Source organism: Lactobacillus kimbladii, from assembly GCF_014323605.1.
Taxonomy (GTDB): Bacteria; Bacillota; Bacilli; order Lactobacillales; family Lactobacillaceae; genus Lactobacillus; species Lactobacillus kimbladii_B.
In genome coordinates this window covers 271,361-295,677 of record NZ_SCMB01000001.1, presented here as the reverse complement: position 1 = coordinate 295,677, position 24,317 = coordinate 271,361, and the positions used below count along the sequence as shown (strand labels likewise).

Below are 24,317 nucleotides of genomic sequence, written 5' to 3'. Positions count from 1 at the left end.
AGGAAAATTATGAAGAAAGCGTGGAAATTGCTTGAGACTTTGTTGATAGCATTTATAATGTTAACCCTGTTACCCCAGAATGCAGCAGCCGCTGATAAAGGACAAACTGAACAAAGAACCGACAATTATCTACGAAGAGTCAAACAAAAAGGTGAACTAGTCATGGGGACTAGTCCAGATTATCCTCCTTACGAATTTGTCAAAAATATTAAGGGCAAATCAAAAATAGTTGGTATGGATGTTGAAATAGGGCAAAAAATTGCCCATGATATGGGTGTTAAGCTTGTTGTGCGGTCAATGGACTTTGACTCTCTTTTAGTGGGTCTTGAGACAGGTAAAATTGACATGGTCATTGCCGGAATGAACGCGACGCCTAAGAGGGCAAAAAGCGTTGCCTTTAGTCAGCCATATTATAAAAGTGAGCAAAAATTACTGATAAGAAAAGAAGATAAAGGCAAATATCATAATTATAAGTCTTTTGCCGGCAAAGCAATTGGTGCTCAAACTGGCAGTATGCAGGCCACAATGATCAAAAATCAAGCCAAAAATGTCAAACTGAAAACCATGGATAAAGATAACGACTTGGTTTTAGGATTAAAAACGCATAAGGTTGATGCAGTTTCAGTTGACAAGGCGACAGCCGAAGCTTTTGCTCAAAATACGGACGGGATTATGGTTATTCCGGCAGGCCTTAAGACAGAGTCATCCGCTACTTCTGTTGCTTTTCATAAAGGAGCCAATAGTTTAGTTAAAGCTGCAAATAAATCAATAGCGGAGATTAAGCAAAAAGATTTAATAGATAAAGAATATTTACCCAAAGCTGGAAAATATTTAACCGCCGGTAAGACAAAAAAGGAAGTCAAAGCGTCTAATTCGATGTGGGCGTATAAAGACTTCTTTATAGCGGGCGTCGGGTACACTTTACTTATTTCTGCTATATCAGTTTTCTTTGGCTTTTTGTTAGGTGCAATACTGGCATTTATGCGCTTAGGACACAATCAAATTGCACGTTCAATTGCGACAGCTTATGTAGAATTTATTCGTGGCACGCCGTTAATGGTACAACTGCTGTTTATTTACTTTGGCTTGGGAGTAGTAGTAAATATCCCAGCTTTACTTTCGGGTATAATTGCCGTTTCCCTTAACTCTGCAGCTTATGTAGCAGAGGTAATTCGTTCGGGTATTAATTCGATTGCTGTGGGACAGACTGAAGCATCTCGTTCTTTGGGCTTGTCACGGACAGCAACTATGCGTTATGTTATTATGCCACAGGCAATGAAAAATATTTGGCCGGCTCTGGGAAACGAATTTGTTTCTCTCATCAAGGAAAGTTCTATAGTTTCGGTAATAGGCGTCAAAGATTTGATTTATCAGTCACGGGTAGTCCAGGCTGATACCTATCGTGGAGTTATGCCATTGGTAATTACAATGATCTTATACTTTATCATTACTTTTGGCTTATCCAGCTTAATGAAAGTATTTGAAAGGAAAATGAATCATGACTAACGCAAATCCCGTAATTAGAGTTGAGCACTTACAGAAAAATTTTGGCAATAATAAAGTTTTAAAGGACATCAATGCTCAAGTAAATGAAGGTCAGGTTATTTGTCTAATTGGACCGTCTGGTGCTGGTAAAAGTACATTTTTGCGTTGTCTGAACCTATTAGATCAGCCATCTTCTGGCAAAGTGATTTTTGAAGATAAGGAATTAACTGCCTTAAGTGAAGATCAGCTTGATCAACTGCGTGAAAGAATGGGGATGGTTTTTCAGCAGTTTAATTTGTTTCCCCATATGAATATTATTGAAAATATTAAATTAGCGCCTATGAAAGTAAAGGGCATGAGTGACAGTGCTGCTAAAGCAAAGGGAATGGAGCTGTTAGATCAGGTTGGTCTGGCAGATAAAGCAGAAGCATTTCCAACCAATCTTTCAGGTGGACAGCAACAAAGAGTCGCAATTGCCCGGGCTTTGGCAATGGATCCAGAAGTAATGCTTTTTGATGAACCCACCTCAGCACTTGATCCGGAAATGGTAGGGGAAGTATTGAAGGTAATGCAGGATTTAGCTCAAAAAGGGATGACTATGGTAGTCGTAACCCATGAAATGGGTTTCGCTAAAAATGTAGCGGATGAAGTGTGGTTTATGGCAGATGGCTATATTCAGGAAAAAGCAGCACCACAGCAGTTTTTTGCTCAGCCACAAACTCCGCGTGCGCAGGACTTTTTGGAAAAAGTTCTTGAAGCTTAGGTGGGAGAAAGTAAGTGGAAGAAGCACAAGCGATTAAAATATTAACTGACTTGTTAGCAATAAATTCGGCAAATGATCATGAAGGCCTGATAGCTGATTATATAACTGCATTGTTTAGCGAATATTCAGTAGAAATTCACAGACTTTCTTATTCTTCTGGCAGAGATAATTTGGTGGTAACGATTGGAGATCATGGGCCTCTTTTAGGTTTTTCCGGTCATGAAGATGTTGTTGCAGCGGGGAATTTGACCAATTGGCAGACAGAACCGTTTACGCCCACTTTGAAAGACGGAAAAGTTTTTGGTCGTGGTGCAAGCGATATGAAGTCTGGCCTAGCGGCAATGATTGTGGCAATGCTTAATTTACTTGATAGTAAGAAAGAACTGCCTGGTCGTATTAGACTTTTAGCCTCTGTAGGTGAAGAAACCGGTGAATATGGGGCAGCGCAGTTGACTAAAGAAGGCTATGCTTCTGATTTAGATGGACTTGTTATTGGTGAGCCCTCTAACTTTGACGTACGTGTGACCCATAAAGGTGTTATCGACTATTATGTTTATTCTAAAGGTATTTGCGTTCATTCTTCGACTCCTGAAAAGGGGCAGAATGCGATAATGCCACTGATTGAATTTGCACAAGAAACGCAACATTTAATGGATAGGCATCAAAAGAAGGATCCAGTTTTAGGTTCTTTTACTCATGTGATTAGTCAAATTCAGGGTGGGAGTCAAATTAATTCTGTTCCCGATAGTGCTTGGCTTTCAGGTAATATCAGAACGACACCAGTATATCCCAATGAGCAAATATATACTGAACTTGAACAAATAGTTGCTGATTTAAATAAAAAAGGCGCGCGGTTAAAAATTAGATATAGTTTTCCTGAGGTGCCTTTACCTGACCAATCTCAAACAAAATTAGCTAAAATGGCTCAAAAAGTTGTTGAGCAAGAAATTGGCAGGCCAAGTGAATTCGTTGCAGGGACTGCTGCTACAGATGCATCAGAATATATTCAAGCTGGAGATTTTCCTATTATTATTCTGGGGCCGGGAGCAGGAACTACTGATCATGAGCCAAATGAGTATATAGAAGTAAATGCTTATTTAGCTGGCTGTCATTTATACCAAGAATTAGCAAGGCAGTTTTGGAACTCATTAGACTGATTTTTGACTATCATTAATATTTTTATAACAGAAAAAAGCCACTTCTTAAAAATAGGAGTGGCTTTTGATGTGAGAAATTATTATTTACATACCAGTTATATTATTTGTAACTAAAAGATGCAAGTATTAATTATAATTATTTTGGATAATTTTCCTAAATTCGCTTAAACGATTGGCAAAAGTTTTAAAAGCTTCTTCTAAATAATCAGGCTTCGTCATATCAACTCCAGCTTTTTTCATGATTTCAGCAGGATAATCACTAGAGCCAGCTTTTAGAAAGTTCAAATAGGCATTTCGTTGCTCGGTAGATCCATGAACGACATTGTTTGCTAAGGCAGTGGCTGCGGCAAAACCTGTAGCGTATTGATAAACATAGAAGTTGTAATAAAAATGAGGTACTCTGGCCCATTCTTTAGCAATTTCTCCACCAGATTCTACTGCATCACCGTAATAGCGCTGATTAATTTTACCGTAGATATCATCTAAACGATCAGCTGTTAATGGTTCACCATTTGCATCCATTTCGTGAATTTTTTGTTCAAATTCAGCAAACTGCGTTTGCCTAAACAAGGTTCCTTTGAAAGAATCCAGGTAGTAATTAAGGACAAAGGCACGCGTTTTAGGATCGGTAATATGAGCCAAAAAGTATTCTGTTAAAATATTTTCATTAGTTGTAGAAGCTATTTCAGCAACAAAGATAGGATAATCACCATAAACATACGGCTGATTTTGCCTAGTATACATACTGTGGACAGAGTGACCTGTTTCATGAACTAGTGTGTATAATGAATCAACATTGTCTTCCCAATTGAGTAATTCATATGCATCTGTGTCATAGCAGCCGCCAGAATATGCTCCGGTAGCTTTATTCTGTGATTCAACCACGTCAATTACGCGATTATTAAAAATATAGTCGACCTGCTTTAAATAGTCCTCTCCTAATGGTGCTAATGCCTTTTTGGCTTCTGCTTTAGCTTGCTCAAAAGTATAGCTCAATGCTGGTTTACCAGTTAATGGAACATACATGTCCCACATTTGCAGATCCTTTAAGCCTAAAATCTGTTTGCGTAACGCTACATATTCATGCAATAGGTCTAAGTGTTCATCGACTTCATCAATCAAAGTATCGTAAACGACTAATGGTACGCCATTTGCATTCATTGCACTCTCACGAGCTGATAGATAATGGTGAACGCGGGCATTATAGTTATGTTCCTTGACAGCACCCGAAAGGGTTGCCGCCAGGGAATTTTCAAATTGTCCGTAAGTAGTATACATGGAATCAAAAGCATTTTTACGTACTTCACGATTTTGGGATTGAATAAGCAGCGAGTATAAGCCATCGGAAAGTTGAACCATTTCACCGTTATCATCCTGAGTATAGCCATATTCCATATCTGAATTGGTTAGAACGTTATAAGTGTTTTCGGAAGCAGATAAAGCATCACCAGCATCTGCAATTAGCTTTTCTTCTTCTGCAGATAGCGTATATGGTCGCAATCTGGTAATTTGATCAAGTAAGTGTTTGTAGTTGCTGAGTTTAGGCTCTTCTTGTTCTAAAGCACCCAACTTTTCTGCTGAAAGGCTTAAAATTGCTGGATTCATAAAAGAAGTAGCAGCTTCGAACTGGCTGGCTAGTCCCTGCACTTGAGCTACATAGCTTAAATAGTGGGCATTTCCAGTATCAACATCACTGGCAAGAGTAGCATAAGAATAGACTTTTTCCAGTCTCCGACCAACTGTTAAAATTTGAGTAATATCATTATATAAAGATGCACCAGAAGTGGTAAAATTTTCTTTTAAAGTGCTTAAAACTGGTATTTCTTTTTTGACAAGTGTATATTCATCTTTCCAGTCATTATCAGTTTTAAATATCCTGGTTAAATCCCATTTAAGATTTTCTGGGACTTCATCACGTTTAGGAATTGACATAAAGATTCTCCTTTTTAGCTATTTAACTAAATTATACTAAAGATTAAAAAATAAGATATTATTAATTATAATTGATATTATTTTAATTCAAGTTTGAAAGTGTTAAAAATAATAGATGGACAACTACGAAAGGGTTTGTATAGAAGAATGAATCCAAATTCAAAACGCAGAGAAGATTACCGTAAAAAGCATTTTTCTCTAAATCTTCATCGAAATATTGCTTTAGCAGAACCAGCTAAAGCCTTTAAAGGCAGCGTTTTTGCTCGGATTTGTGGTATAGTAACTGTTTTATGTGTCTGCTTCGGGCTGGCCTGGATAGCTCACATGTATTTTGCTTTGCACAGTGCAATTGATGGCAATGGTGGTAATTATGCCACATCTGCACGAATTGCCAATAGACAACCAATTTCTGTTTTAATTCTCGGAGTTGATCAAGGAATTGAAGGACGACATGACAAAGGAAATTCGGATACTTTGATTTTGGCAACAGCAAATCCTGCTAAAAATAAGTCGACAATGACTTCAATTCCTCGAGACACTCTTGCTAATATATTAGGTGATCCTGGAAACAAGTACAATATGTTTCGGGTTAATTCGGCATATGGTATTGGAGGCAGTTCTGCTTCAATGAGAACCGTTTCAGCCCTAATAGGTGTTCCTATTCATTACTATGTGGAAGTAAATATGAAGGCACTAAAAAGCCTAGTTGACGCTGTTGGTGGAGTTGACGTTAAAGTACCTTTCAAGTTTTCATATGATTGGTGTGATTTTCACAAGGGAAAACAACACTTAAACGGACGTCATGCTGTAGCATATGTTAGAATGCGCCATGATGATCCTCGAGGTGATTATGGCAGGCAAATGCGTCAAAGGCAAGTTATCACTGCTGTAGTTCATAAAGCTATTTCAGTTGATTCAATTACGAATTATCGCAAGTTGGTTAATATCTTCTCAAAATATGTCAAAACTAACCTTACGTTTAATGATATGCTAGCCTTAGCTCTGACTTACCGCGGCTGCTCACAGAATATTTCCAGTGGTTATATTCAGGGGCATGATGCTTGGATTGATGGAGCATCTATTCAAGTAGCATCAACTAAAGAACTTCAAAAAGCTTCTGACAAGATACGTACCAATCTTGACTTGGATAAAAGAGTATTGGATAATGATGAAACGAAACTCAATAAGTTAAATGAGCAGAATAATAATATTAAGTGGAAGGATCCCAGTCCATTTACTAATTACCAAATTTACCGTTCAGTAGTAACTGAAGAATCAACTGACAATTTTTCAGGAACTGGAACAAGTGGAGATAATTCTGCAGGTCAATAACTGTTCTAGCAAAGGAGCATAATAAATATGCATAAGCAATCTGTTTTCCTAGCTGTTTATAGTACTATATCAGCCTTTATTGCTTTTATTGCGATAGCGTTCATTTGCTTACGCACATTTCATTGGAATTTAACCGTTGCTGTATTAACAGCAAGCTTATTTGCCTTATTTTTCTTTGCTCTTTCATGGTTTCGCGGTTATGCCTCCGTTGAAATTAAACGAATTGCACGTGAACATCATTTATCTAATAAAGATTTAGCTAAAATTACTGGTATGAAAGCAAGCGATTTTCCAATATATAATGATAAATTGCAGTTGATTTTACCTAAGCGTTATTGGCCTAAAGTATTGGATTCCTTGCAGAAATATGAGCAAGAAAATGATGAAAAGGTGGGCAAATAGCCCACTTTTTTATTGTGCATATTAGCAAAGCCAGGCCAAAAGATTAAAGGTAGTTTTACTTTATTTTGTACAACTTATATTGATATTTAGGGAGATGCATAATGAGCTTACTCACAGTTAAAAATTTGGGACAAGGTTTTGAAGATAAAACTTTGTATGAAAATGCTAGTTTCGTACTCAACAAAGAGGATCATATGGGTGTGACTGGTCAAAATGGGGTCGGTAAATCAACCTTGATTAAAATTTTAACTGGTGAAATACTACCTGATGAAGGACAAATTAGATGGCAAAACAAAATTACTATAGGTTACCTTGACCAGTATGCCAAGTTGAAACCGGGGGTAACAATTCGCCAGTTTTTACGCACAGCTTTTGCACCACTTTATCGTAAAGAAAAAGAATTAAGTTCTTTGTATGAAAAGTATGCAGCTGAAGGTGATAGTTCTTTACTAGAAAAAGCGGGTAAAATGCAAACCTATTTGGAAGAAAATAATTTTTATAATATTGATACCGAAATTGAGCGCGTTGCTTCTGGGTTAGGTCTGGCAGAGCTGGGATATGATCATGATGTGAGTCAATTGTCAGGTGGTCAAAGGTCAAAAATTATTTTAGCTAAATTACTCTTGCAAACACCAGATGTATTGCTGTTAGATGAGCCGACCAACTATCTTGATGTTTCACACATAGATTGGCTCGTTGACTATCTGAATAATTTTGCTGGTGCTTTCATCGTTGTTAGCCATGATTACGACTTTTTAGACAAAATTGCCAATTGTATTATTGATATAGATATTGGTACAATAACGCGTTATACCGGAACTTTAAAACAAGCAATGCGTCAAAAAGAAGCTAATCGGGAAACGTATATGAAGGCTTACAGTAATCAGCAGCGCAAGATCGCCAAAACTGAAGCTTATATCCGTAAAAATAAGGCTGGTACCCGTTCAAAAAGTGCAAAATCACGGGCACGGCAACTTGCGAAAATGGATGTACTGAATCCACCTAAAAATAACCATAAACCGCACTTTGCATTTCCTTATGTGGCTACAGCAGCCAACCTTTTATTGCAAACGCAGGATTTAGTAATTGGTTATGACCAGGCGTTAGTCAAAGAAGCGTTCAATTTTTCGGTTGGAGGCAATGAAAAAGTTGCTATTACCGGTTTTAATGGTATTGGAAAATCAACACTATTAAAAACATTATTAGGTCAACTAGACCCGATTTTTGGCACTTATAAATTATCTGAAACTGCCAAAATTGCCTACTTTAAGCAGGAATTAACTTGGCCGAATAACAATATGACGCCTCTGCAATATTTGCAGGAAAATTTTGAACGCATAAAGCCTAAAGAATTAAGAGGAGCTTTAGCAAAATTGGGCGTCACTGCTCAACAGGCAATGAGCCCTTTGAAAAAGCTATCAGGCGGTGAGCAAGAAAAAGTCAAACTGGCAAAAATGTTATTTGAACCGGCAAATTTATTATTTTTGGATGAGCCAACCAATCATTTGGACCGGGATTCTAAAGACGCATTAAGACAGGCTATCATCAAGTTTCCTGGTGGAGTGATTATTGTGAGCCATGAACGTGATTTTTTCCAAGGCAATTGGGTTGATAAAACTATTGATATTGAGACTATGAATAAACTTTGAGGTGAAAAATGAGTGCTAGACCAGGTGAATTATTTTACCAAGATTTACTTGAGACTTGCCTAACTGCCGGTGAATTAATGATTGAAGGCGGCAGTGAAATGTATCGGGTTGAAGATACAATGGTGCGCATTGCTAAAAGCGCCGGTGAACCTGATCCACGTGTTTTTGTGGTACCAACTGGTGTATTTATGAGTTTGGATCACGGTAACTATTGCCAGAGTACTCTTGTACATGAGCGCAATATCAACTTGGAACTAGTTGATCGCATTAATTCTTTGTCCCGGGCTTTTGCGGATAAAAAAATTACTTTGCAAGAGGTTAAAAGCGAAGTTACCAAGATGGCCAAGGGAAGTTATCCTACTTTTCCTATATGGCTGCAGACAACTGGCGCCGCAATTTTGAGCGCAACGCTCATGGTATTGTTCATGAATAATTATGACTGGATTGATTTTCCCGCAGCGGCTGTTGTGGGAGCAGCCGGGTTTATCTCATTTTATTATTTTAAACGTTTTACTAACGTTAGATTCTTAGCAGAACTTGTTGCAGCTCTGATTATGACGGTCATTGCTGCCGGTTTAGTTCGACTTTTCCCACAGATGATTATTGACCATATTCTAACAGGTGCATTAATGCCGCTTGTTCCGGGTCTTGCCTTGACTAATGCATTGCGAGACCTGTTTAAAGGCGATATACTTTCAGGAATGGTAAAAATTTGTGAGGCGCTGCTGACAGCATTTGCATTAGGCGGTGGAGTTGGTATTGTATTGAAATTTTTAGGAGCTTAAAAAATGCCTTTTTGGTTAGAAATCGTAATTAATATTGCTTTTGCCTACCTTGCTTCAGCTGGCTTTGCCTTAACAATCAATGTCCCGCGCAGAGTACTTAATTTGGCCGGTATGAGTGGTATTATTAGCTGGATTATTTACTGGCTGGCAATGAGAGCGTCAATGGGACGGTTATTATCCAATTTACTAGGCTCTTTTGCTATCGGCATTTTAGGCATAGTTTTTGCCAGAATGAAAAAATGTCCGGCTACAGTTTTTTACATACCTGCAATTGTGCCTTTAGTGCCAGGTGTTCCCGCTTATCAGGCTGTGCGTGAATTAACTTCCGGCAATTTGCGTGGAGCAAATGATGCAGTATTAAGAGTGATAATTGTGACAGGTTCAATTGCTTTGGGAATGCTTTTGTCAAATATGTGCGTGGAAATTTTCTTCAGAATAAAAAAATTTTACAAACGTCATTTAGATAAGTATAATAATTAGTGCGAGTCGACAAAAACGCGAGATGCGTATTTGTATGAGGACACCCGCCTTAAGTGACAGGCACGGGAAGTGCTGGTGGTTGACCAACCTGATGTGAACAGAAGTAGTCACCTGTTAATTTTAACGGGCCTCGATTTGAAAAAGAGCAGATTCTTAATTGAATCTGCTCTTTTTTATTTTAAATATAATGCTTGTTTACCTTGCTGGTTATAACTTTTTTCCAGATTTTTCCAAGGAATTTTCTTATTTTTATGACCAAAAGGATCGTTGACGTAGACAATACGTGCCTTTTTATCAAAGCCGGTAATGACACAAGCATGTGAAGACGGAGTCACGTGCACCTCACCTTGAGCTGTCTGCCACGTTTGCATGTCGCCCACATGATTAAAATTGGTGGTAGTAATGATCAGAACCGGATGACCGTCAGAAACCAGTTTCATTACTTCGATAAAATCATGGCTTGTGAAATTACGAATGCGATTAGTGTACTTGAGGGCCACTTGCTCTAAGGGTTCATTATAAACGCACCATCCTGCATTTGCCTGACTCATGTAACCAACAAAACCAACATGAGGGTTACCCCGATATTTGCCATTATCAGTATAAGAGGAAACGTGTTTTATGTTTTCAGACAAATTTAGTTTGTTTACCTTGATACCATAATAGCGTAAAAGCATTGACAGAGAAGTTACTTCGCAACCATTAGGCAGGTCAGGATATTGATTTTCTAGGGGAACACTTAGCTTCTGGGAAGATTTCAAGGTTAACCAGTCATAACGGTCTTTAAAACCAGACGAGTTAAAGATTGTAAAAACTAAACCTAGAGAAAAAATACCCAATAGTAGTATCAAAATTGCTTTAAGGGAAAATCTTTTCTTTTTCATAAAGCTATTTAAACATAGGAAGATTATTAAAAGCAAAAAATCGCTCAAATTAATGAGCGATTTTGCTAAATTTTATTTATTGAAGGTAGAGATTAATGGTGAGTTGCGCTTGATAAAGCATCAAGACTATGATCTTCACCTTTAACTGCCATACCTTCAACGTCCATACCTGGGCAGAAGACTTCATCTTCTGGCACGCCTCTTTCTTCAGCAAAAGCCTTATTCAGAGTTTCCATGTCCATCAAATGATATTTCTTGTCTGGGTGTTTTGGATCAACAATTTGAATTTGCGCCATCATACCGGCATCTTCGTGCTCGATAATGTGGCAGTGATACATGAAGACACCAGTGTTTTGGAAGTAAACCTTTATACGAACTGTTTCTTGAGGTGCTACTTCGATAGTGTCCTTATAAACTCCTCTTTCGTTTGGATATGGGTCTTTACCGTTACGTGATACAACAAGGAAGTGAGCTCCGTGAGTGTGGAATGGGTGCAACATGCCGTTAACTTTATCGTTAGTGTTAGTTACGTCCCAGTATTCAGCATTCATCAATTCCTGCTTCATGTCAATTCTTTCCATTGAGAACAACTTGCCGTTAATCATGTTGTGGTTATCCATAGTAACATGAGGAACTGGTGAGTTAGGGTTAACAACTGGATCATATGCTTTGAATAAAGTATCAGGAATTACGCTGTCGTCTTTTTCATAACTGTGAATTCTGAATTCAACCAGCTTGAAGTCGTCAGTGTAAAGGTTGACAACATCGCCATCTTTATAATTGCTGAAATCAACAACTACTTGTTGACGCTCACCTGGTCCAATTAAGACTTTAGTCAATTTAACTGGGTGCTCCAAGAATGAGTCGTCACCTGCGATTTGGGTCATTACCAAGTCATCGCTAAAGTGCAGGCGCCATTCACGACGGTTAGAACCACCTAAGAAAAGCAAACGTACTTTTTGAGTAGTGACATCAACGTATGGCCGAACAACACCATTGATGATTGGAGTGTCGCCAAAGATACCCATTGCGTTGTAGTCTGCCTTATAGTCAAATTGGTTGTCTTCGTGGAAAATACGGTCTTGTAAAATAATTGGGAACTCGTCCTTGCCGTAAGTCTTAGGAATTGGCAACTTAGCTTCGTTAGCATCAGTAATAACAACGCCCATAGCTAATCCCATCCAAACTTGCATGGCAGTTGATGGACATGGGTGAGCATGAAGCCATGTTAAAGCAGCTGGTTGCTTAACTATGAAGTCAATGTGCTTTTCTTCACCTGGGTAAACCGGTGAGTGACAAGCACCATCGTTACCAGGACCTGAAAGTTCCATACCATGCCAGTGGTAAGTAGTCAATTCTGGCAAGCTATTCTTCAAAGTTACGTGAACATGTTGACCTCTGGTTAAAACCATGGTCTTACCAAGAACTGGGAAGTTGTAGCCCCAAGTATGAGTCTTTTTACCTGGCAAAAATTGGAAGTCACCTTCTTGGGACTCAATTGTGTACCAAACATCATTGTTTTCTTGTTTATCAGGCTCTAATACTGGTGGAACGACTAAAGGTTGAGCTTCAACACCTTCAGGAATGTGAAGATCCTTGTATCCCATTTCGTGATTTTTATCAAAATCTTCGGAATTATAGAAATAATCTGTGTAAACTTTATCTGACATATTCGTCTACCTTTCAGTTAAAAAATTTAGTGAAAAATTTTTAGTTACATGATAAATTTACTCTATGTGAAAACGCTTGTAAAGTAGATACAGCTAAGTTTTTTTAATAATAATTTATAAAAGCGCTTTTTCAAAATTTTATAGAGCAAAGTGTTATTTAATATTGGCAAAAATTCTGCTTAAACAGTGGTTTTCTTTGAATAAAAACAGCATTTAACTATTTTTAGTTAACATTGATTAGCAAAAGTGTTTTTTAAAAAATTTTTTTTAAAAGAAATAAAAAAATTGTTTTTAAACAAAACTTTTTGTATCGTATAAAAGACTGATAAAATTTGATAAATTTAGATAAGGGATTTTAATTTGAAAATAAGCTTAACAGATTTAACTGCAAAAATAGAAAAACAAGATTATATTGAAGACTTAGAAACTGTTAAATACGCAGAAATTAGTAAGTCAAAAGCCAGAATACAAGAGTTGGCGGCTAAATTAGTTGAAGAAACCAGAGCTGCGCTTAAACATAATTCATTAAGTCATGTTGCACTTGAAATAAGCGGACAGAGATCAGTTGCCTTTGCTTTAGAAAGCAATATTATTAATTTGCCTTATAGTAATTACAAAAAGATCGCTAATTTCTTCGAAGAAGGTAAAGAATATCCTGTTGCTATATATTTTGAGACACAATCAGAATATTTGAATGCATCAGGGTTTAGAATTGACCAGATAGCAACAGAAGAAGAAATTGAACAAGATGAAACCGGTATTGTAGACAGACTGACAGATGCAATGCAGGAAAAAATTAAACAGGTGCGTGAATATCAAAAGCCTTCGACCAAAAAAAAGCCTGCCACTAAAAATACTGCAAAAACTAAGAAAACTAAGAAAACTACTACTAAAAAGACTAAATAGAAATCCTTATTTTTTAACAGGGAAATGTTTTTAATTATTGCTTTAATAATGCTATTTTTAAGCTCAGCTATTCAAAAGATACTTTTTACAATATAATGGAGAAAGAAGCAGGAGGTCCATTATGGTTAGCTGGAATCTACTTGGAGTTTTGTTATGGGTAATTGTTATTCTTTATTTAGTTTTTGTTGTGCAAAATATTCGCAAACGCCGAATTACTATGATTATCAAGAAGCACAGGCAGTTTAGCTGGCCAAATTTTTTAATCGATATTATTGAAGTGGTTGCTTTAATAGTAAGTATTGTATGGTTGTTTAACAAAACTATACTGGACAATCCTGACCTTGAGGATACAAGTAAAATTACGTCGCATATTACTTACGAACCTATTGTCATGAACACCGGGGAAGGTAATTCAAGTTACGTTACGATTAATTCGAAAAAGAAAAGAATTAGCACTCAGACTTTTACCTATTATAGACCAGGTAAGAAGATCAAAGTATCCAGCGATTTTGCCACTGTTGCATATGGCAAAAGCCCTTTAGACCTTAATGCTGCAAAAATTCCGTATGATAAAAAAGAACTACAGAAAATGGACCGTAAGTATCAACGTGCTTATGTTGCAATTTATACGGCCGATTATAAAAAAGTATGGCAGAATGGCATTGGAATGCATGCTGGTCATAATGCGACTCGCTACTATTTAATTAGAATTCCAGATTCATCATTTATCAAAGAGAAATAAAATTAATTTAAATAAAGCGCTTGCATAATTTTAAAAGTGTGCTATGCTTTATTTACATTGAAAGTTTAAGTAGATTGTTACTATCAAATTAGGCGAGACTACTAGTAAAACTGGTGAATTTTATATTATTCATCAGCTGTTGCTAGTAGTCTCTTTTTTTTCGTAAAAAAGGAACAAAGATATGCGCCTTAAAAAAATTTTTAATAATAACAGCATTTTAGTTGATGTTGGGAAAGGACAAGAAGCAATTGTTTTCGGTAAGGGAGTGGGATTTGAACAAGGAAAAAACAGACATGTTGATTCTAGTAAAATTCAGAAGATTTTTTATTTAGATAATAAAAAAGATAAAGAATCGTTTGACTATTTATTTCATAATATCCCGGCAGACATAATTGCAGCAGTTTTTGCAGTTATTGAAAATGCAAGAATAAATTATCATTTGCAAGTTTATGATTCGATTTATTTAACATTAAGTGAACATATAAATGGAGCTTATAAATTACTTTTGGCAGGAAGGTACCAAGAAAATGAGATCCCAGATTTAAGCGCAAAGTATCCTGAAGAATATCAAATAGCAAAAGAAGCACTTGGGATTATTAACAACAAGTTAGGCGTTGAATTTCCAAATTCTGAGGTTAAAAGTATAGCCCTTCATTTTATCAATAGCAAGATTCCTAATGGCATTGCAAAGCATGAAGGCAAATCAAAATATATTTTTGACACTTCCAAATTAATTAACGTGGTACTCAATGTGTTAGACAACAATAATGTTTATCAAAACAGCAAAAATAGGGATAGTTTCAGGCGATTTCTGATTCATCTGCAGTATCTGGCTAAAAGGCTTTGGCGCCCACCAGAAAAGAATGAATCTATTGATAAAAAGATTGAATGTGACATGATCAAAGTTTATCCACGTTCGTATCAAATAACTCAGGAAATCTTTCAGGCGTTAGACGGAGAATTTGATTTTCATCCTTCTGATGCGGAAAGAGTGTATTTTATCATTCATATTCATCAAATATTAGGACAAGAAAAAAAGGAGTAAAAATATGGTAACCAAAGAAGAAATTTCAATGGCCGGTTTTGAAATAGTTGCTTATGCAGGTGACGCAAAGACTGCAATAATCAATGCTTTAGATGAAGCCCGAAATGGCAACTACGATAAAGCCAGAAAATTAGTCAAAAGTGCAGATAGTTCACTAAATGATGCTCATAATGCGCAAACAAAATTAATGAGTAAAGAAGCCAGTGGTGAAGAAATGGAGACTACATTCATTATGTCTCACGGGCAAGACACATTAATGACTACAATGCTGCTAAGAGATGAAGCAAAGTATTTTATTGATTTATATGAAAAGTATAATTCCGCTTTAAAGGAATTGAATGAACTAAAAAACAAGTAATTGCATGAGAAAGAGGTTTAAAAATGAATGCTGTAATTAAGCAAATAGAAAAAGCGCAGCCGTTTTTTCAAAAAGTTGCTGCCAATAAATATTTGCGTGCCGTAAGAGATGGCTTTATAGCTTTAATGCCAATTATTATCTTTTCAAGTATCTTTTTATTAATAGCAAATGTGCCTTTAATTTGGCACTTTGCCTGGCCTACTAAAGTGGCTAATGCTCTAAACATGTTTTACAACATGTCAATGGGTGTTTTAGCCTTGATGGCTTCTTCATCAGTTGCCAAGGCTTTGACTGATTCATTTAATCTGGACTTGCCCAAAACTGACCAGATTCCAATGGTAGGTGTGCAGTTTACTGCTCAGGTTTCTTTTGTCTTAGTTGCTGTTGACACTTTAACTGATAAAATGAATAATCTGTATTTTGCAGTTGCAATGATCGGTACTAAAGGCCTGATTTGTGCTTTCTTAGTAGCATTTATTGTACCTAATGTCTACTATCAATGTTTTAAGCATAATATCACTATTAAATTACCAGATGCAGTACCTCAAAATATTGCGGGAGCTTTTAAAAATATTATTCCTTTTGCAATCAGTACATTTTTCTTCTGGATTTTCTCTTTAGCCTTTAGAGCGATGACTGGCACCAATTTAGCAGCTTGGATTATTCAGGTTTTATCACCTTTATTTACCGCAGCAGACGGGTATTTTGGCTTGGCAATAGTGTATGGTGCAATGGCTTTCTTCTGGTTCATCGGAATTCAGGGACCATCAATTGTTGAACCAGCGGTTACTGCTATTTATTTGAGTAATGTTGAATTAAACTTGTCGGCTTGGAAAGCTGGCAATATTGCTGGAGCAAACAGGATTTTAGCTCAAGGTACGCAATACTTTGTTGCTACTTTAGGGGGTACTGGTGCTACTTTAGTTATTACATTAATGTTTGCTTTCATGTCTAAGTCCAAGGAATTAAAAGCGGTTGGTCGAGCTGCTTCAATTCCAGTACTATTCGGGGTCAATGAACCGATTTTATTTGGAGCGCCCTTAATTTTGAATCCGGTCTTCTTTATCCCCTTCATTTTGACACCAATTGCCAACGTCTGGCTTTTTAAGATATTTGTTGATTTCTTCCATATGCCTGGTTTTATTTATAACCTTCCTTGGACTACTCCAGGAACACTTGGATTAATAATGGGTACAGGGTTCTCAGTCGGTTCAATTATTTTGGCAATTTTGCTATTAGTTGTAGATGTTGTAATGTACTATCCGTTCTTTAAAGCTTATGACATTCAAAAATGTGCTGAAGAAGAAGCAAAAGAAAATGCCGGCGCAAACACTGTGACTAATGAAACTCAAACCGAAACTAATGCTAATAATGCAGAAACAGATAATTCAAATAGTTCAGGATCAGGAAATAATGTTGCAAGCGCAAGCAAGATTCCTTTAGCAAGAACAAAAGATGGGAAGAACCTAAATGTTTTGGTTCTTTGTGCTGGTGGTGGTACCAGTGGTATTTTAGCAAAAGCCTTGAACAAGTTAGCTGCTGAAAACAATTTGCCTTTAGCAGTGGCTGCTACTTCATTTGGTGCTCACCATGACTTGCTTTCAGGAATGGATATTGTTATTTTGGCACCGCAAATGAATGCTATGAAAGATGAACTGAAAAAGGAATGTGATAAGAATGACGCTAAGATGATTACGACTACTGGGAAGCAATATATAGATATGACACAACATGCTGACAAGTGTCTGGACATGATAATTGCTAACATTTCAGAATAGAGGAGAATAAAATGACTTTACTAAATAGAGTACAAAAATTACCTCACGATTTCGTGTGGGGTGGTGCCACTGCCGCTTATCAAGTTGAAGGTAGCACTCAAGCTGATGGCAAGGGCAAAACAATGTGGGATGATTACCTTGAAAAACAGGGCAGATTTTCACCAGATCCTGCTAGTGACTTTTACAACCGGTATCCAGAAGACATTGGGCTTGCCAAAAAATATGGTTTAAATGCTGTGCGCGTTTCAATTGCTTGGACCAGAATCTTTCCTGAAGGTTACGGTCAAGTAAATCAAAAAGGCGTGGAATATTATCATAAATTATTCAAAGAATGTCTTGATAATGGCATTGAACCTTACGTTAGCCTGCATCATTTTGATAGTCCTAAAACTCTATTTGATAATGGTGACTGGTTAAATCGCAAAAATATTGATTATTTTGTGGAGTATGCCAAGTTTTGTTTTAATGAATTTAAAGAGGTAAAAAACTGGTTTACTATTAATGAACTAATTTCTTTAGCATATTCACAGTACATTGCCGGTACTTTTCCACCAAACCATCATTTTGATGTCACCAGTGCAATTCAGGCCGAACATAACGAATTAGTGGCACATGCCAGAGTAGTTAATTTATATAAAGAGATGGGTTTACCCGGTAGAATTGGCCTAATTCATGTTATTCAACCAGTATATCCAATATCAACCACTACTGAAGATAAACATGCAGCTAAATTGCAAGATGCGCTTTTGAATAAGTTTTTGCTTGATGGGACGTTCTTAGGTTATTACTCAGATGATACCATGGCATCAATTAATGAAATATTGCAGTTAAATGATGCTCATTTGAATATTCAAGACGGTGACTTGGACATTCTGGCTAAGGCAGCAAAGCAAAACGATATTTTTGGTTTGAATTATTATCAAAATCAGTTTATTAAGGCATATCATGGCGAAAGTGAAAACCACTTTAACGGTACTGGTGACAAGGGTACTTCTTCCTTTAAGTTTAAAGGAGTAGGAGAAACTGTCAAAAAGCCGGGGGTACCGACAACTGATTGGGACTGGAATATTTTCCCCCAGGGTCTCTATGACACATTAAAATGTATCAGTCATGATTATCCTAACTGCAAGACAATTTATGTGACTGAAAATGGTTTAGGTTATAAGGATAAATTTGTCAGCCCAGATAAGATTATTGATGATACTCCAAGAATTGATTTCATTGATCAACATGTCGCTGCCCTTTTAAAAGCTCGCAGTGAAGGAGTGAATGTCCAAGGCTACTTTGTATGGTCTTTGCAAGATCAATTTTCCTGGGCAAATGGCTACAACAAACGTTATGGTCTATTTTATGTAGATTTCAAAACTCAGAAGCGTTATGTTAAAAGGAGTGCTTTATGGTTTAAAGAATTAGCAGATACAATGAATAAAGAATAAAATTTAAGCAACTAACTTAGTTTAAACCCCGAAATTGGATAAATTTCGGGGTTTTCTAATGGTCAAAAAAGTTAATAAAGGTAAAAATAAAGGGACCGAGTCCGATAGTGACATGAGCCCCTTAATTAAAATTAAATCTTATGATAAATTTGCAATTTTGTATTGTACTGCTTCCTTTTTACGAACTTGAACCAGGAGATTTCCTTCGATAAAAGCGAGAATAAAGCTGGCTGTCAAGAAGTCGACTACATTACCGGAAGAAAAAGCTGCCAATAAAATGAAACTGCTGGAAACAATTAAAGAACTGGCTAAATAGGTGCGTGATGTCTTATATCTTAGCCATCTGTAAGCACTATAAATTAATACTGCCAAGTATGGTCCGACAAACAAGAGCATTCCGAGCCAACCTAAAGAATATATTTGAGCAGTGAAATCGCGCTCTAAATTAAAGATGTTGTTTTCTCGAATGTATGAAATACCCAAAAATTTATCTAGCTTGTTGTTATTGGTTTTGACTACTTGATTAAGCATTGCTTTTTCAATATGGCGATTTTCCATCCGCGCTTGACCCGGTTCATTCATAATTTTGAGCCAAAATTCTGGATCATACTGGTACGGGTAACTTTTGAAAACAAACTTGGGATTGAGAGCATATTCCTGATAATTTTTCTTAATGAAGTAACGTAAAAATTCAGCTCTTTTTTCGCCACTGGGATATTTTTGTAAGCCCGCAGTCAGCTCCTTTTTTTCATCAGTTAAGTCGTGGTCAGATTGTTTGGCTAAATAAATTTCATAATTGTAACGCTGAATTGCAGGGCCAAAAGGCAAAATTACCAGAGTTCCTACTTCAATCAAGACTGCAACTAAAAATGCCTTACCGCCTTTTTTCACATCTTTAATTAGATATTTATGAAGGCCGAATAGGATAAGGCCAATAATTATGCCACCAATTAGGCCAATTGCTGCTACTTTAGTACCAATCTCAATCATTGCCAGAGCTTGCACAACATTTAGCAAAACTGTATGCCAGCTAAATGAACTAAAAAGGTAGAACAGCATAAGTGGCAGCAGCATGAACAAGACTGCCGAGATCATATTGGTAAAGTTGAAGAAACCTTTGGAAGCCATATGAGAATAGCCAATATTAGGATTAAAAAACCATTCAAAAATATTGGCGCTAATAGTTCCTGTTTCATATGATTTAAGGGATATGACAAAAAGGTTGGAAACAACGATAGTGCCTGAAAAAAGTCCTGAAATGCCTTCAATCACCAGTTGCAACTGTTTTTGATTAAAGTCTAATTCATTAGTCAAATAAAGAACTGTTATGGGCAGCATCATTCTAATTAAATAAAAGATTTCTCCACTGGCAGTATAGCCGTAATTGTTGGGGCTAACACTGGTAAAGTGCTGCACATGCACTAAATGTAGCGCTGAATAGATGGCTAAAAGAACAAGATAAAATAGCAGCAATTTTTCATGTGATAGTTTCTGCCATGAATTTTTTGAGCTAAAGTAAAGACAAACTAGTGCAGCCACAGCCAAAATACGGATAATTGTGGGCAAAGTAAATGGTAAAATATTAGCCAGAGTGCCATGATAAAACCAATATAAATCTAAAAAAGGTTGAATTAAAATGAACCAAAATAAGACAGTTCTTGCTTTTTCTTTCACTTTTTTCTCCATAACATAAATATTTACATGGTTTAATTTTAGGCAAAAATGAGTCAAAAAAAAAGAGCAGTGAATCTAATTCACTGTTTCTTAATTAAAAAATAGTTATTAATCTTTCTTTTTATCAGTATTTGTTTTTTCTTTACCAGTCTTTTTGATTTTTTCTACCTTGACATCACTTTTGGCCAATGCTTGAATTTCTTTGATTTTCTTTTTAGAAATGCTTTTCAAGTTTTTAAAATTCACTACAATTTTTTGATTAAGATCACTAACTGCAGTTCTGTCAGCGGGATCAAAATCAATGATTTTTAGCAGGGCAGAATTTTCGTAAATTTTTTCTACTTTACCTAAAAAAGGTTTAGTCAGTTCTTCTTCAGATTTAGCGCTAAGAATGTCATCTGCTTTCACATCTGCTTTTTTCATAATAAGTTTTACTTCCTCTCTTACCCATGTTTCATTATAATAGAAAGATATTATTATAAAAGCGAATTGTTTTCAAGTAAAGGAAGCTTGGATTTTGCAAAAATTAATTTTAATTGCTGGCCCTAGTGGTGCAGGCAAAACTACTATTTCAGAGTATTTAGCAAATAAGTTTGATATTCCCAGAGTCTTGACTCATACGACTAGGCCAATTAGACCAGGAGAAAGTCCCGAGAGTTCTTATCATTTTGAAACTAATGACAGTTTTAAAAAATTGCATTTTTTTGAGCACGTTAAATATGGCTCATATCAATATGGCTCGAGCAGAGAAGCATTAGAGAAAGCCTGGCTGGACCATGATATAGTATCCTTGATTGTTGATATTAAGGGAGCTGCTTCATATTTGGCTGCAATCGATAAGCAAGTTTATTTTTTATATATTACTACCAGCTCTAAAGAGATGCTTGCTGAGCGTTTATTAAAAAGAGGTGATGATACGCATAAAATTAAGGAACGGCTAAGAGGTAGCGAGCTAAATGTGCTACCTGATAACTTGAAAAAAGATGCTCACATATTAATTAATGATAACTGGCAGCAGACTGAAAAAGAACTCCTTACCACTGTTACAAGACTTAGAAACTCGCCGAACTAATTAAATTACTTTTGTAAAAAATATCCGTTTCAAAATAAAATTCTTAACGTTTTGTAGCTCGTTTGAAACAAATGTGTAACATTAAATGAGTATTATAGAAAATGTCGGAGAAATAGGACGAATGATTCCTAACTATCATTTGTTGGAATTACGAACGATTTTTGTATATGAACTAGAAAAGAGTTTAATTTTGAAACACAGACACTCAAAGAGATTATTTAAGTTAATAACTTTCATTGCTTTGTTTTTCACTAGTGCAACTAGTGTAACGGTAGTTAGTGCTGTTACTGCAAACGATGTCAGTGCCAGTAGTGTAACCAAAAAGCGAACAGCTGTAGCTAAATTAGCCAAAAAACAGGTAGGTAAAGGCTATGTATACGGAGCCACAGGTCCTTACTCTTTTGATTGTTCCGGTTTAGTACAATATGTGTATAAAAAAGCTGGAAATAAAATTTTACCAAGAAGCACTTATTCTCAAGTAGCACAGGGTAAAAAAGTTTCATTAAAAAAGTTAAAGAAGGGTGATTTGCTTTTCTGGGGTTCTTCTGTTGAACCTTATCATGTTGGCATTTATGTTGGAGATAACCAATTTGTTCATGCAGCTACCCCACGTCAGGGTGTTTTAAAGCAATCACTTAGTGCATATTTCTATCCTTCAGCTGCTAAACGTATACTAGATTAATTAAGCTCTGATTCTAGATTTAAAATTTTAAAAAAGTAGGTTTGCCCTTTCAGGCACAATAAAGCTGAAAGGGCTTTTTTACTTACCGGTATTATTGTTGTAACCTTATTGTAACAATATGCGAGTAAAATTGATTTTGTGACGTAGAAATAGAACTTAATTTAAAAATATTTAATGCAAATACGGGGGGATTTTGATTTTGAAAGTTAAAAGTAATTTAGTTAAATTTACTACTGCTGCTGCTTTGACCGTTACTGGATTTGGCATTGCAAATGCAGTAAATACCAGTTCTGCTGCTACTAATGTTAAGGCTTCTACAAACAAGTTAAAAATCAATTATGTTCCTGGATATGGCATTAATGTGTGGGATAATTATGAAAATCCTACTTTTACTGGTAAAAGAATTAAGCACGGTAAAAAAGTGAGCGTTTTAAGCACTGCGATTGATAAAAAGGGAAATACTTGGTATCAGATTGGTGAAAATCAATGGATTCAAGCTCGTTATACTGTCAAGCCAGGAGTTAAAATAGCAAAAGTTCAAGCTAGAGCTATCAAGAAAAAAAGTGTAAAACAGGCAGAAAAAGTTGTTGATTTGGCAAACGCTGAAGTTGGAAAATCATACGCGTGGGGCGGAAACGGACTTCAAGGTTTTGACTGTTCAGGTTTAGCCCAATATGTTTATAACAAAGCTACCGGAGTAAACTTGGGTCGTACAACTTATTCACAAGTTAAGCAGGGCAAGAAAGTTTCAATGCAAAATTTAAGGCCTGGTGACCTTCTATTTTGGGGTTCATCGACAGCACCATATCATGTAGGTATCTATGTTGGCGACAATCAATATGTCCATGCTGCTACTCCAGCTCAAGGGGTTGTAAAAGAAAATTTAAGTTCATATTTCTACCCATCAGTTGCAAAACGTGTTCTGGAATAAGAATAAGCTTGAAATTTAAACACTTAGAAAATTTTCTAAGTGTTTTTTTATTGCTAATTGATTGGAGTAACTTGATTAAAAATCTGAAGCGTTTAAAATAAAATTGAATACTAATTTTTGATCACATTAAGCTATTGAAGGAGAACTGATTTGATGAAGCGTAATTTTTGGAAAATGGGTTTTGCCGCGGCATTGACTCTTACCGGAATTGGTGTGGTTTCACCGCAGAAAGCTGTGGATGCTGCTACATTAAAAGTCCCAATCAAGAGAATTCAAATTAGTTGTTTACCAAATAAAGATGTCAAGATTTGGACAAATTTTGAAGGTGGTCAACTGATAAGTTTTCGTGCCAAAAACAAAAGTAAGTGGAATGTTGCTAAAACTGCAGTGGACCGCAAAGGTAAGCTATGGTATATGATTGGTGACAGTGAGTGGATTGAAGCTCGTTATACTGAAGATCTAGAAGAAAAATCTGATGCTAAAACTGCTCGTGAACAAGTAAAATCTGTTGCCACAAAAAAGAAAGATAAAAAAATAAAGCCTAAAAAGGCATTAAAAGTACCAAAAAAACAAAAGGTTCAAAAACAAAAAGTAATGGTTCCTAGTTTAAATAATGTTATTAAAAAGAAGAGTAATAAAACTACCGTAAATCCAATTAATTTGGGTAATAGAACTGTTTCTAATAATTCTTCAAGCGATACTTCAAGACGTGCACAGGCTGTAGTCAGTTTAGCTGAAAGTCAATTAGGTAAGGGCTATGTCTGGGGTGGCAACGGTCCAGATAATTATGATTGTTCTGGTTTGGTGCAGTATGTGTATAATGAAGCTGGTGGTGTAAAATTACCACGAGTAACGACTGATCAAGTAAAGGTTGGGCAAACGGTGGCAATGAGCCAGTTGCACCCTGGAGATCTATTATATTGGGGCTCGACAGATGCGCCTTATCATGTTGGCATTTATGTTGGAAATAATCAGTACGTCAGTGCCGCTACACCGGAACAAGGCGTTGTATTACAAACAATCAGCTCATATTTTTATCCTTGTATAGCAAAACGTGTTCTTCTCTAATTTACAGGCAAATTTTATGATTAAATTGATTTTCGATTATCAATTTATATTAAAAAAGATTCTCATATTGAAGTGAGAATCTTTTT

23 protein-coding genes are annotated in these 24,317 nt (G+C 36.3%); 18 read left to right on the top strand and 5 right to left on the bottom strand.

The genetic code is table 11. From position 1 onward, the window contains the following. Positions 1-9 precede the first annotated feature (9 nt). From ERK18_RS01475 to ERK18_RS01465, 3 genes are read left to right on the top strand one after another with little or no spacing between them, the layout of a single operon-like run. Positions 10-1,506, top strand: a complete 1,497-nt coding sequence (locus tag ERK18_RS01475) for an ABC transporter substrate-binding protein/permease (protein WP_122052901.1) — start codon at positions 10-12, stop codon at positions 1,504-1,506. Beyond that, on the top strand, positions 1,499-2,248 hold the full coding sequence (locus tag ERK18_RS01470) for an amino acid ABC transporter ATP-binding protein (protein WP_187153990.1): 750 nt from the start codon (positions 1,499-1,501) through the stop codon (positions 2,246-2,248). The genes ERK18_RS01475 and ERK18_RS01470 overlap by 8 nt, the downstream gene beginning before the upstream one ends. A 14-nt stretch (positions 2,249-2,262) precedes the next feature. Then, the gene (locus ERK18_RS01465; protein ID WP_187153989.1) at positions 2,263-3,405 is read left to right on the top strand and encodes an ArgE/DapE family deacylase; all 1,143 of its coding nucleotides are present in this window, start codon (positions 2,263-2,265) and stop codon (positions 3,403-3,405) included. Between the two features lie 126 nt (positions 3,406-3,531). On the opposite strand, the gene pepF is transcribed toward ERK18_RS01465, so the two are convergent. Then, a complete protein-coding gene (gene pepF, locus ERK18_RS01460; RefSeq protein ID WP_187153988.1) occupies positions 3,532-5,337 on the bottom strand; it encodes an oligoendopeptidase F in 1,806 nt (601 codons plus the stop codon). A 147-nt stretch (positions 5,338-5,484) separates the two neighbouring features. On the opposite strand from pepF, the gene ERK18_RS01455 reads away from it, so the two are divergent. The 5 genes from ERK18_RS01455 (at position 5,485) to ERK18_RS01435 (ending at position 9,985) form a co-directional block, all read left to right on the top strand. Further along, entirely contained in the window at positions 5,485-6,669 is a 1,185-nt protein-coding gene (locus ERK18_RS01455; protein WP_187153987.1) for an LCP family protein, read from the top strand. Between the two features lie 27 nt (positions 6,670-6,696). Continuing rightward, a complete protein-coding gene (locus tag ERK18_RS01450) occupies positions 6,697-7,071 on the top strand; it encodes a hypothetical protein (protein ID WP_187153986.1) in 375 nt (124 codons plus the stop codon). Between the two features lie 101 nt (positions 7,072-7,172). Further along, complete coding sequence (locus tag ERK18_RS01445; RefSeq protein ID WP_187153985.1) at positions 7,173-8,720, top strand: ABC-F family ATP-binding cassette domain-containing protein; 1,548 nt, start codon at positions 7,173-7,175, stop codon at positions 8,718-8,720. Between the two features lie 8 nt (positions 8,721-8,728). Further along, a complete protein-coding gene (locus tag ERK18_RS01440; protein ID WP_187153984.1) occupies positions 8,729-9,505 on the top strand; it encodes a threonine/serine exporter family protein in 777 nt (258 codons plus the stop codon). A gap of 3 nt (positions 9,506-9,508) precedes the next feature. Further along, positions 9,509-9,985 carry a threonine/serine exporter family protein gene (locus ERK18_RS01435; protein WP_187153983.1) on the top strand — a complete coding sequence of 159 codons (477 nt, stop codon included), beginning with the start codon at positions 9,509-9,511 and terminating at the stop codon, positions 9,983-9,985. A gap of 173 nt (positions 9,986-10,158) precedes the next feature. Here ERK18_RS01435 and ERK18_RS01430 read toward each other — a convergent pair whose 3' ends face one another. After that, a complete protein-coding gene (locus ERK18_RS01430; RefSeq protein ID WP_187153982.1) occupies positions 10,159-10,869 on the bottom strand; it encodes a C39 family peptidase in 711 nt (236 codons plus the stop codon). Positions 10,870-10,961: 92 nt separating this feature from the next. After that, positions 10,962-12,539 carry a multicopper oxidase family protein gene (locus ERK18_RS01425; protein WP_187153981.1) on the bottom strand — a complete coding sequence of 526 codons (1,578 nt, stop codon included), beginning with the start codon at positions 12,537-12,539 and terminating at the stop codon, positions 10,962-10,964. Between the two features lie 360 nt (positions 12,540-12,899). Between ERK18_RS01425 and ERK18_RS01420 the strand changes: the two genes are divergently transcribed. The 6 genes from ERK18_RS01420 to lacG all read left to right on the top strand — a co-directional run bounded on the left by ERK18_RS01420 (position 12,900) and on the right by lacG (position 18,804). Continuing rightward, positions 12,900-13,445 (top strand): hypothetical protein, encoded by a 546-nt coding sequence (locus ERK18_RS01420; protein ID WP_187153980.1) that lies wholly within the window; start codon positions 12,900-12,902, stop codon positions 13,443-13,445. 121 nt (positions 13,446-13,566) lie between these two features. Next, entirely contained in the window at positions 13,567-14,187 is a 621-nt protein-coding gene (locus ERK18_RS01415) for an LVIS_2131 family protein (protein WP_187153979.1), read from the top strand. 181 nt (positions 14,188-14,368) lie between these two features. Further along, positions 14,369-15,232: a PRD domain-containing protein gene (locus ERK18_RS01410; protein ID WP_187153978.1), complete on the top strand. Its 864-nt coding sequence runs from the start codon at positions 14,369-14,371 to the stop codon at positions 15,230-15,232. A gap of 4 nt (positions 15,233-15,236) precedes the next feature. Next, the gene (locus ERK18_RS01405; RefSeq protein ID WP_187153977.1) at positions 15,237-15,590 is read left to right on the top strand and encodes a PTS lactose/cellobiose transporter subunit IIA; all 354 of its coding nucleotides are present in this window, start codon (positions 15,237-15,239) and stop codon (positions 15,588-15,590) included. A 23-nt stretch (positions 15,591-15,613) separates the two neighbouring features. Continuing rightward, positions 15,614-17,368, top strand: a complete 1,755-nt coding sequence (locus tag ERK18_RS01400) for a PTS lactose transporter subunit IIBC (RefSeq protein WP_187153976.1) — start codon at positions 15,614-15,616, stop codon at positions 17,366-17,368. 11 nt (positions 17,369-17,379) lie between these two features. Next, positions 17,380-18,804, top strand: a complete 1,425-nt coding sequence (gene lacG, locus ERK18_RS01395) for a 6-phospho-beta-galactosidase (RefSeq protein WP_187153975.1) — start codon at positions 17,380-17,382, stop codon at positions 18,802-18,804. Between the two features lie 138 nt (positions 18,805-18,942). Here lacG and ERK18_RS01390 read toward each other — a convergent pair whose 3' ends face one another. Both ERK18_RS01390 and ERK18_RS01385 read right to left on the bottom strand, forming a co-directional pair. Next, positions 18,943-20,478, bottom strand: coding sequence for an O-antigen ligase family protein (locus tag ERK18_RS01390; protein ID WP_187153974.1), 1,536 nt, complete (start codon positions 20,476-20,478; stop codon positions 18,943-18,945). Between the two features lie 108 nt (positions 20,479-20,586). Continuing rightward, complete coding sequence (locus tag ERK18_RS01385; protein WP_187153973.1) at positions 20,587-20,901, bottom strand: DUF2187 domain-containing protein; 315 nt, start codon at positions 20,899-20,901, stop codon at positions 20,587-20,589. Positions 20,902-20,995: 94 nt separating this feature from the next. Between ERK18_RS01385 and ERK18_RS01380 the strand changes: the two genes are divergently transcribed. From ERK18_RS01380 to ERK18_RS01365, 4 genes are all read left to right on the top strand, one after another. Next, positions 20,996-21,550, top strand: a complete 555-nt coding sequence (locus tag ERK18_RS01380; protein WP_187153972.1) for a guanylate kinase — start codon at positions 20,996-20,998, stop codon at positions 21,548-21,550. Between the two features lie 190 nt (positions 21,551-21,740). Continuing rightward, entirely contained in the window at positions 21,741-22,232 is a 492-nt protein-coding gene (locus ERK18_RS01375) for a C40 family peptidase (protein WP_390885848.1), read from the top strand. Positions 22,233-22,431: 199 nt separating this feature from the next. After that, complete coding sequence (locus ERK18_RS01370) at positions 22,432-23,163, top strand: C40 family peptidase (protein ID WP_187153971.1); 732 nt, start codon at positions 22,432-22,434, stop codon at positions 23,161-23,163. A 153-nt stretch (positions 23,164-23,316) separates the two neighbouring features. After that, positions 23,317-24,231, top strand: coding sequence for a C40 family peptidase (locus tag ERK18_RS01365; protein WP_187153970.1), 915 nt, complete (start codon positions 23,317-23,319; stop codon positions 24,229-24,231). Positions 24,232-24,317 lie beyond the last annotated feature (86 nt).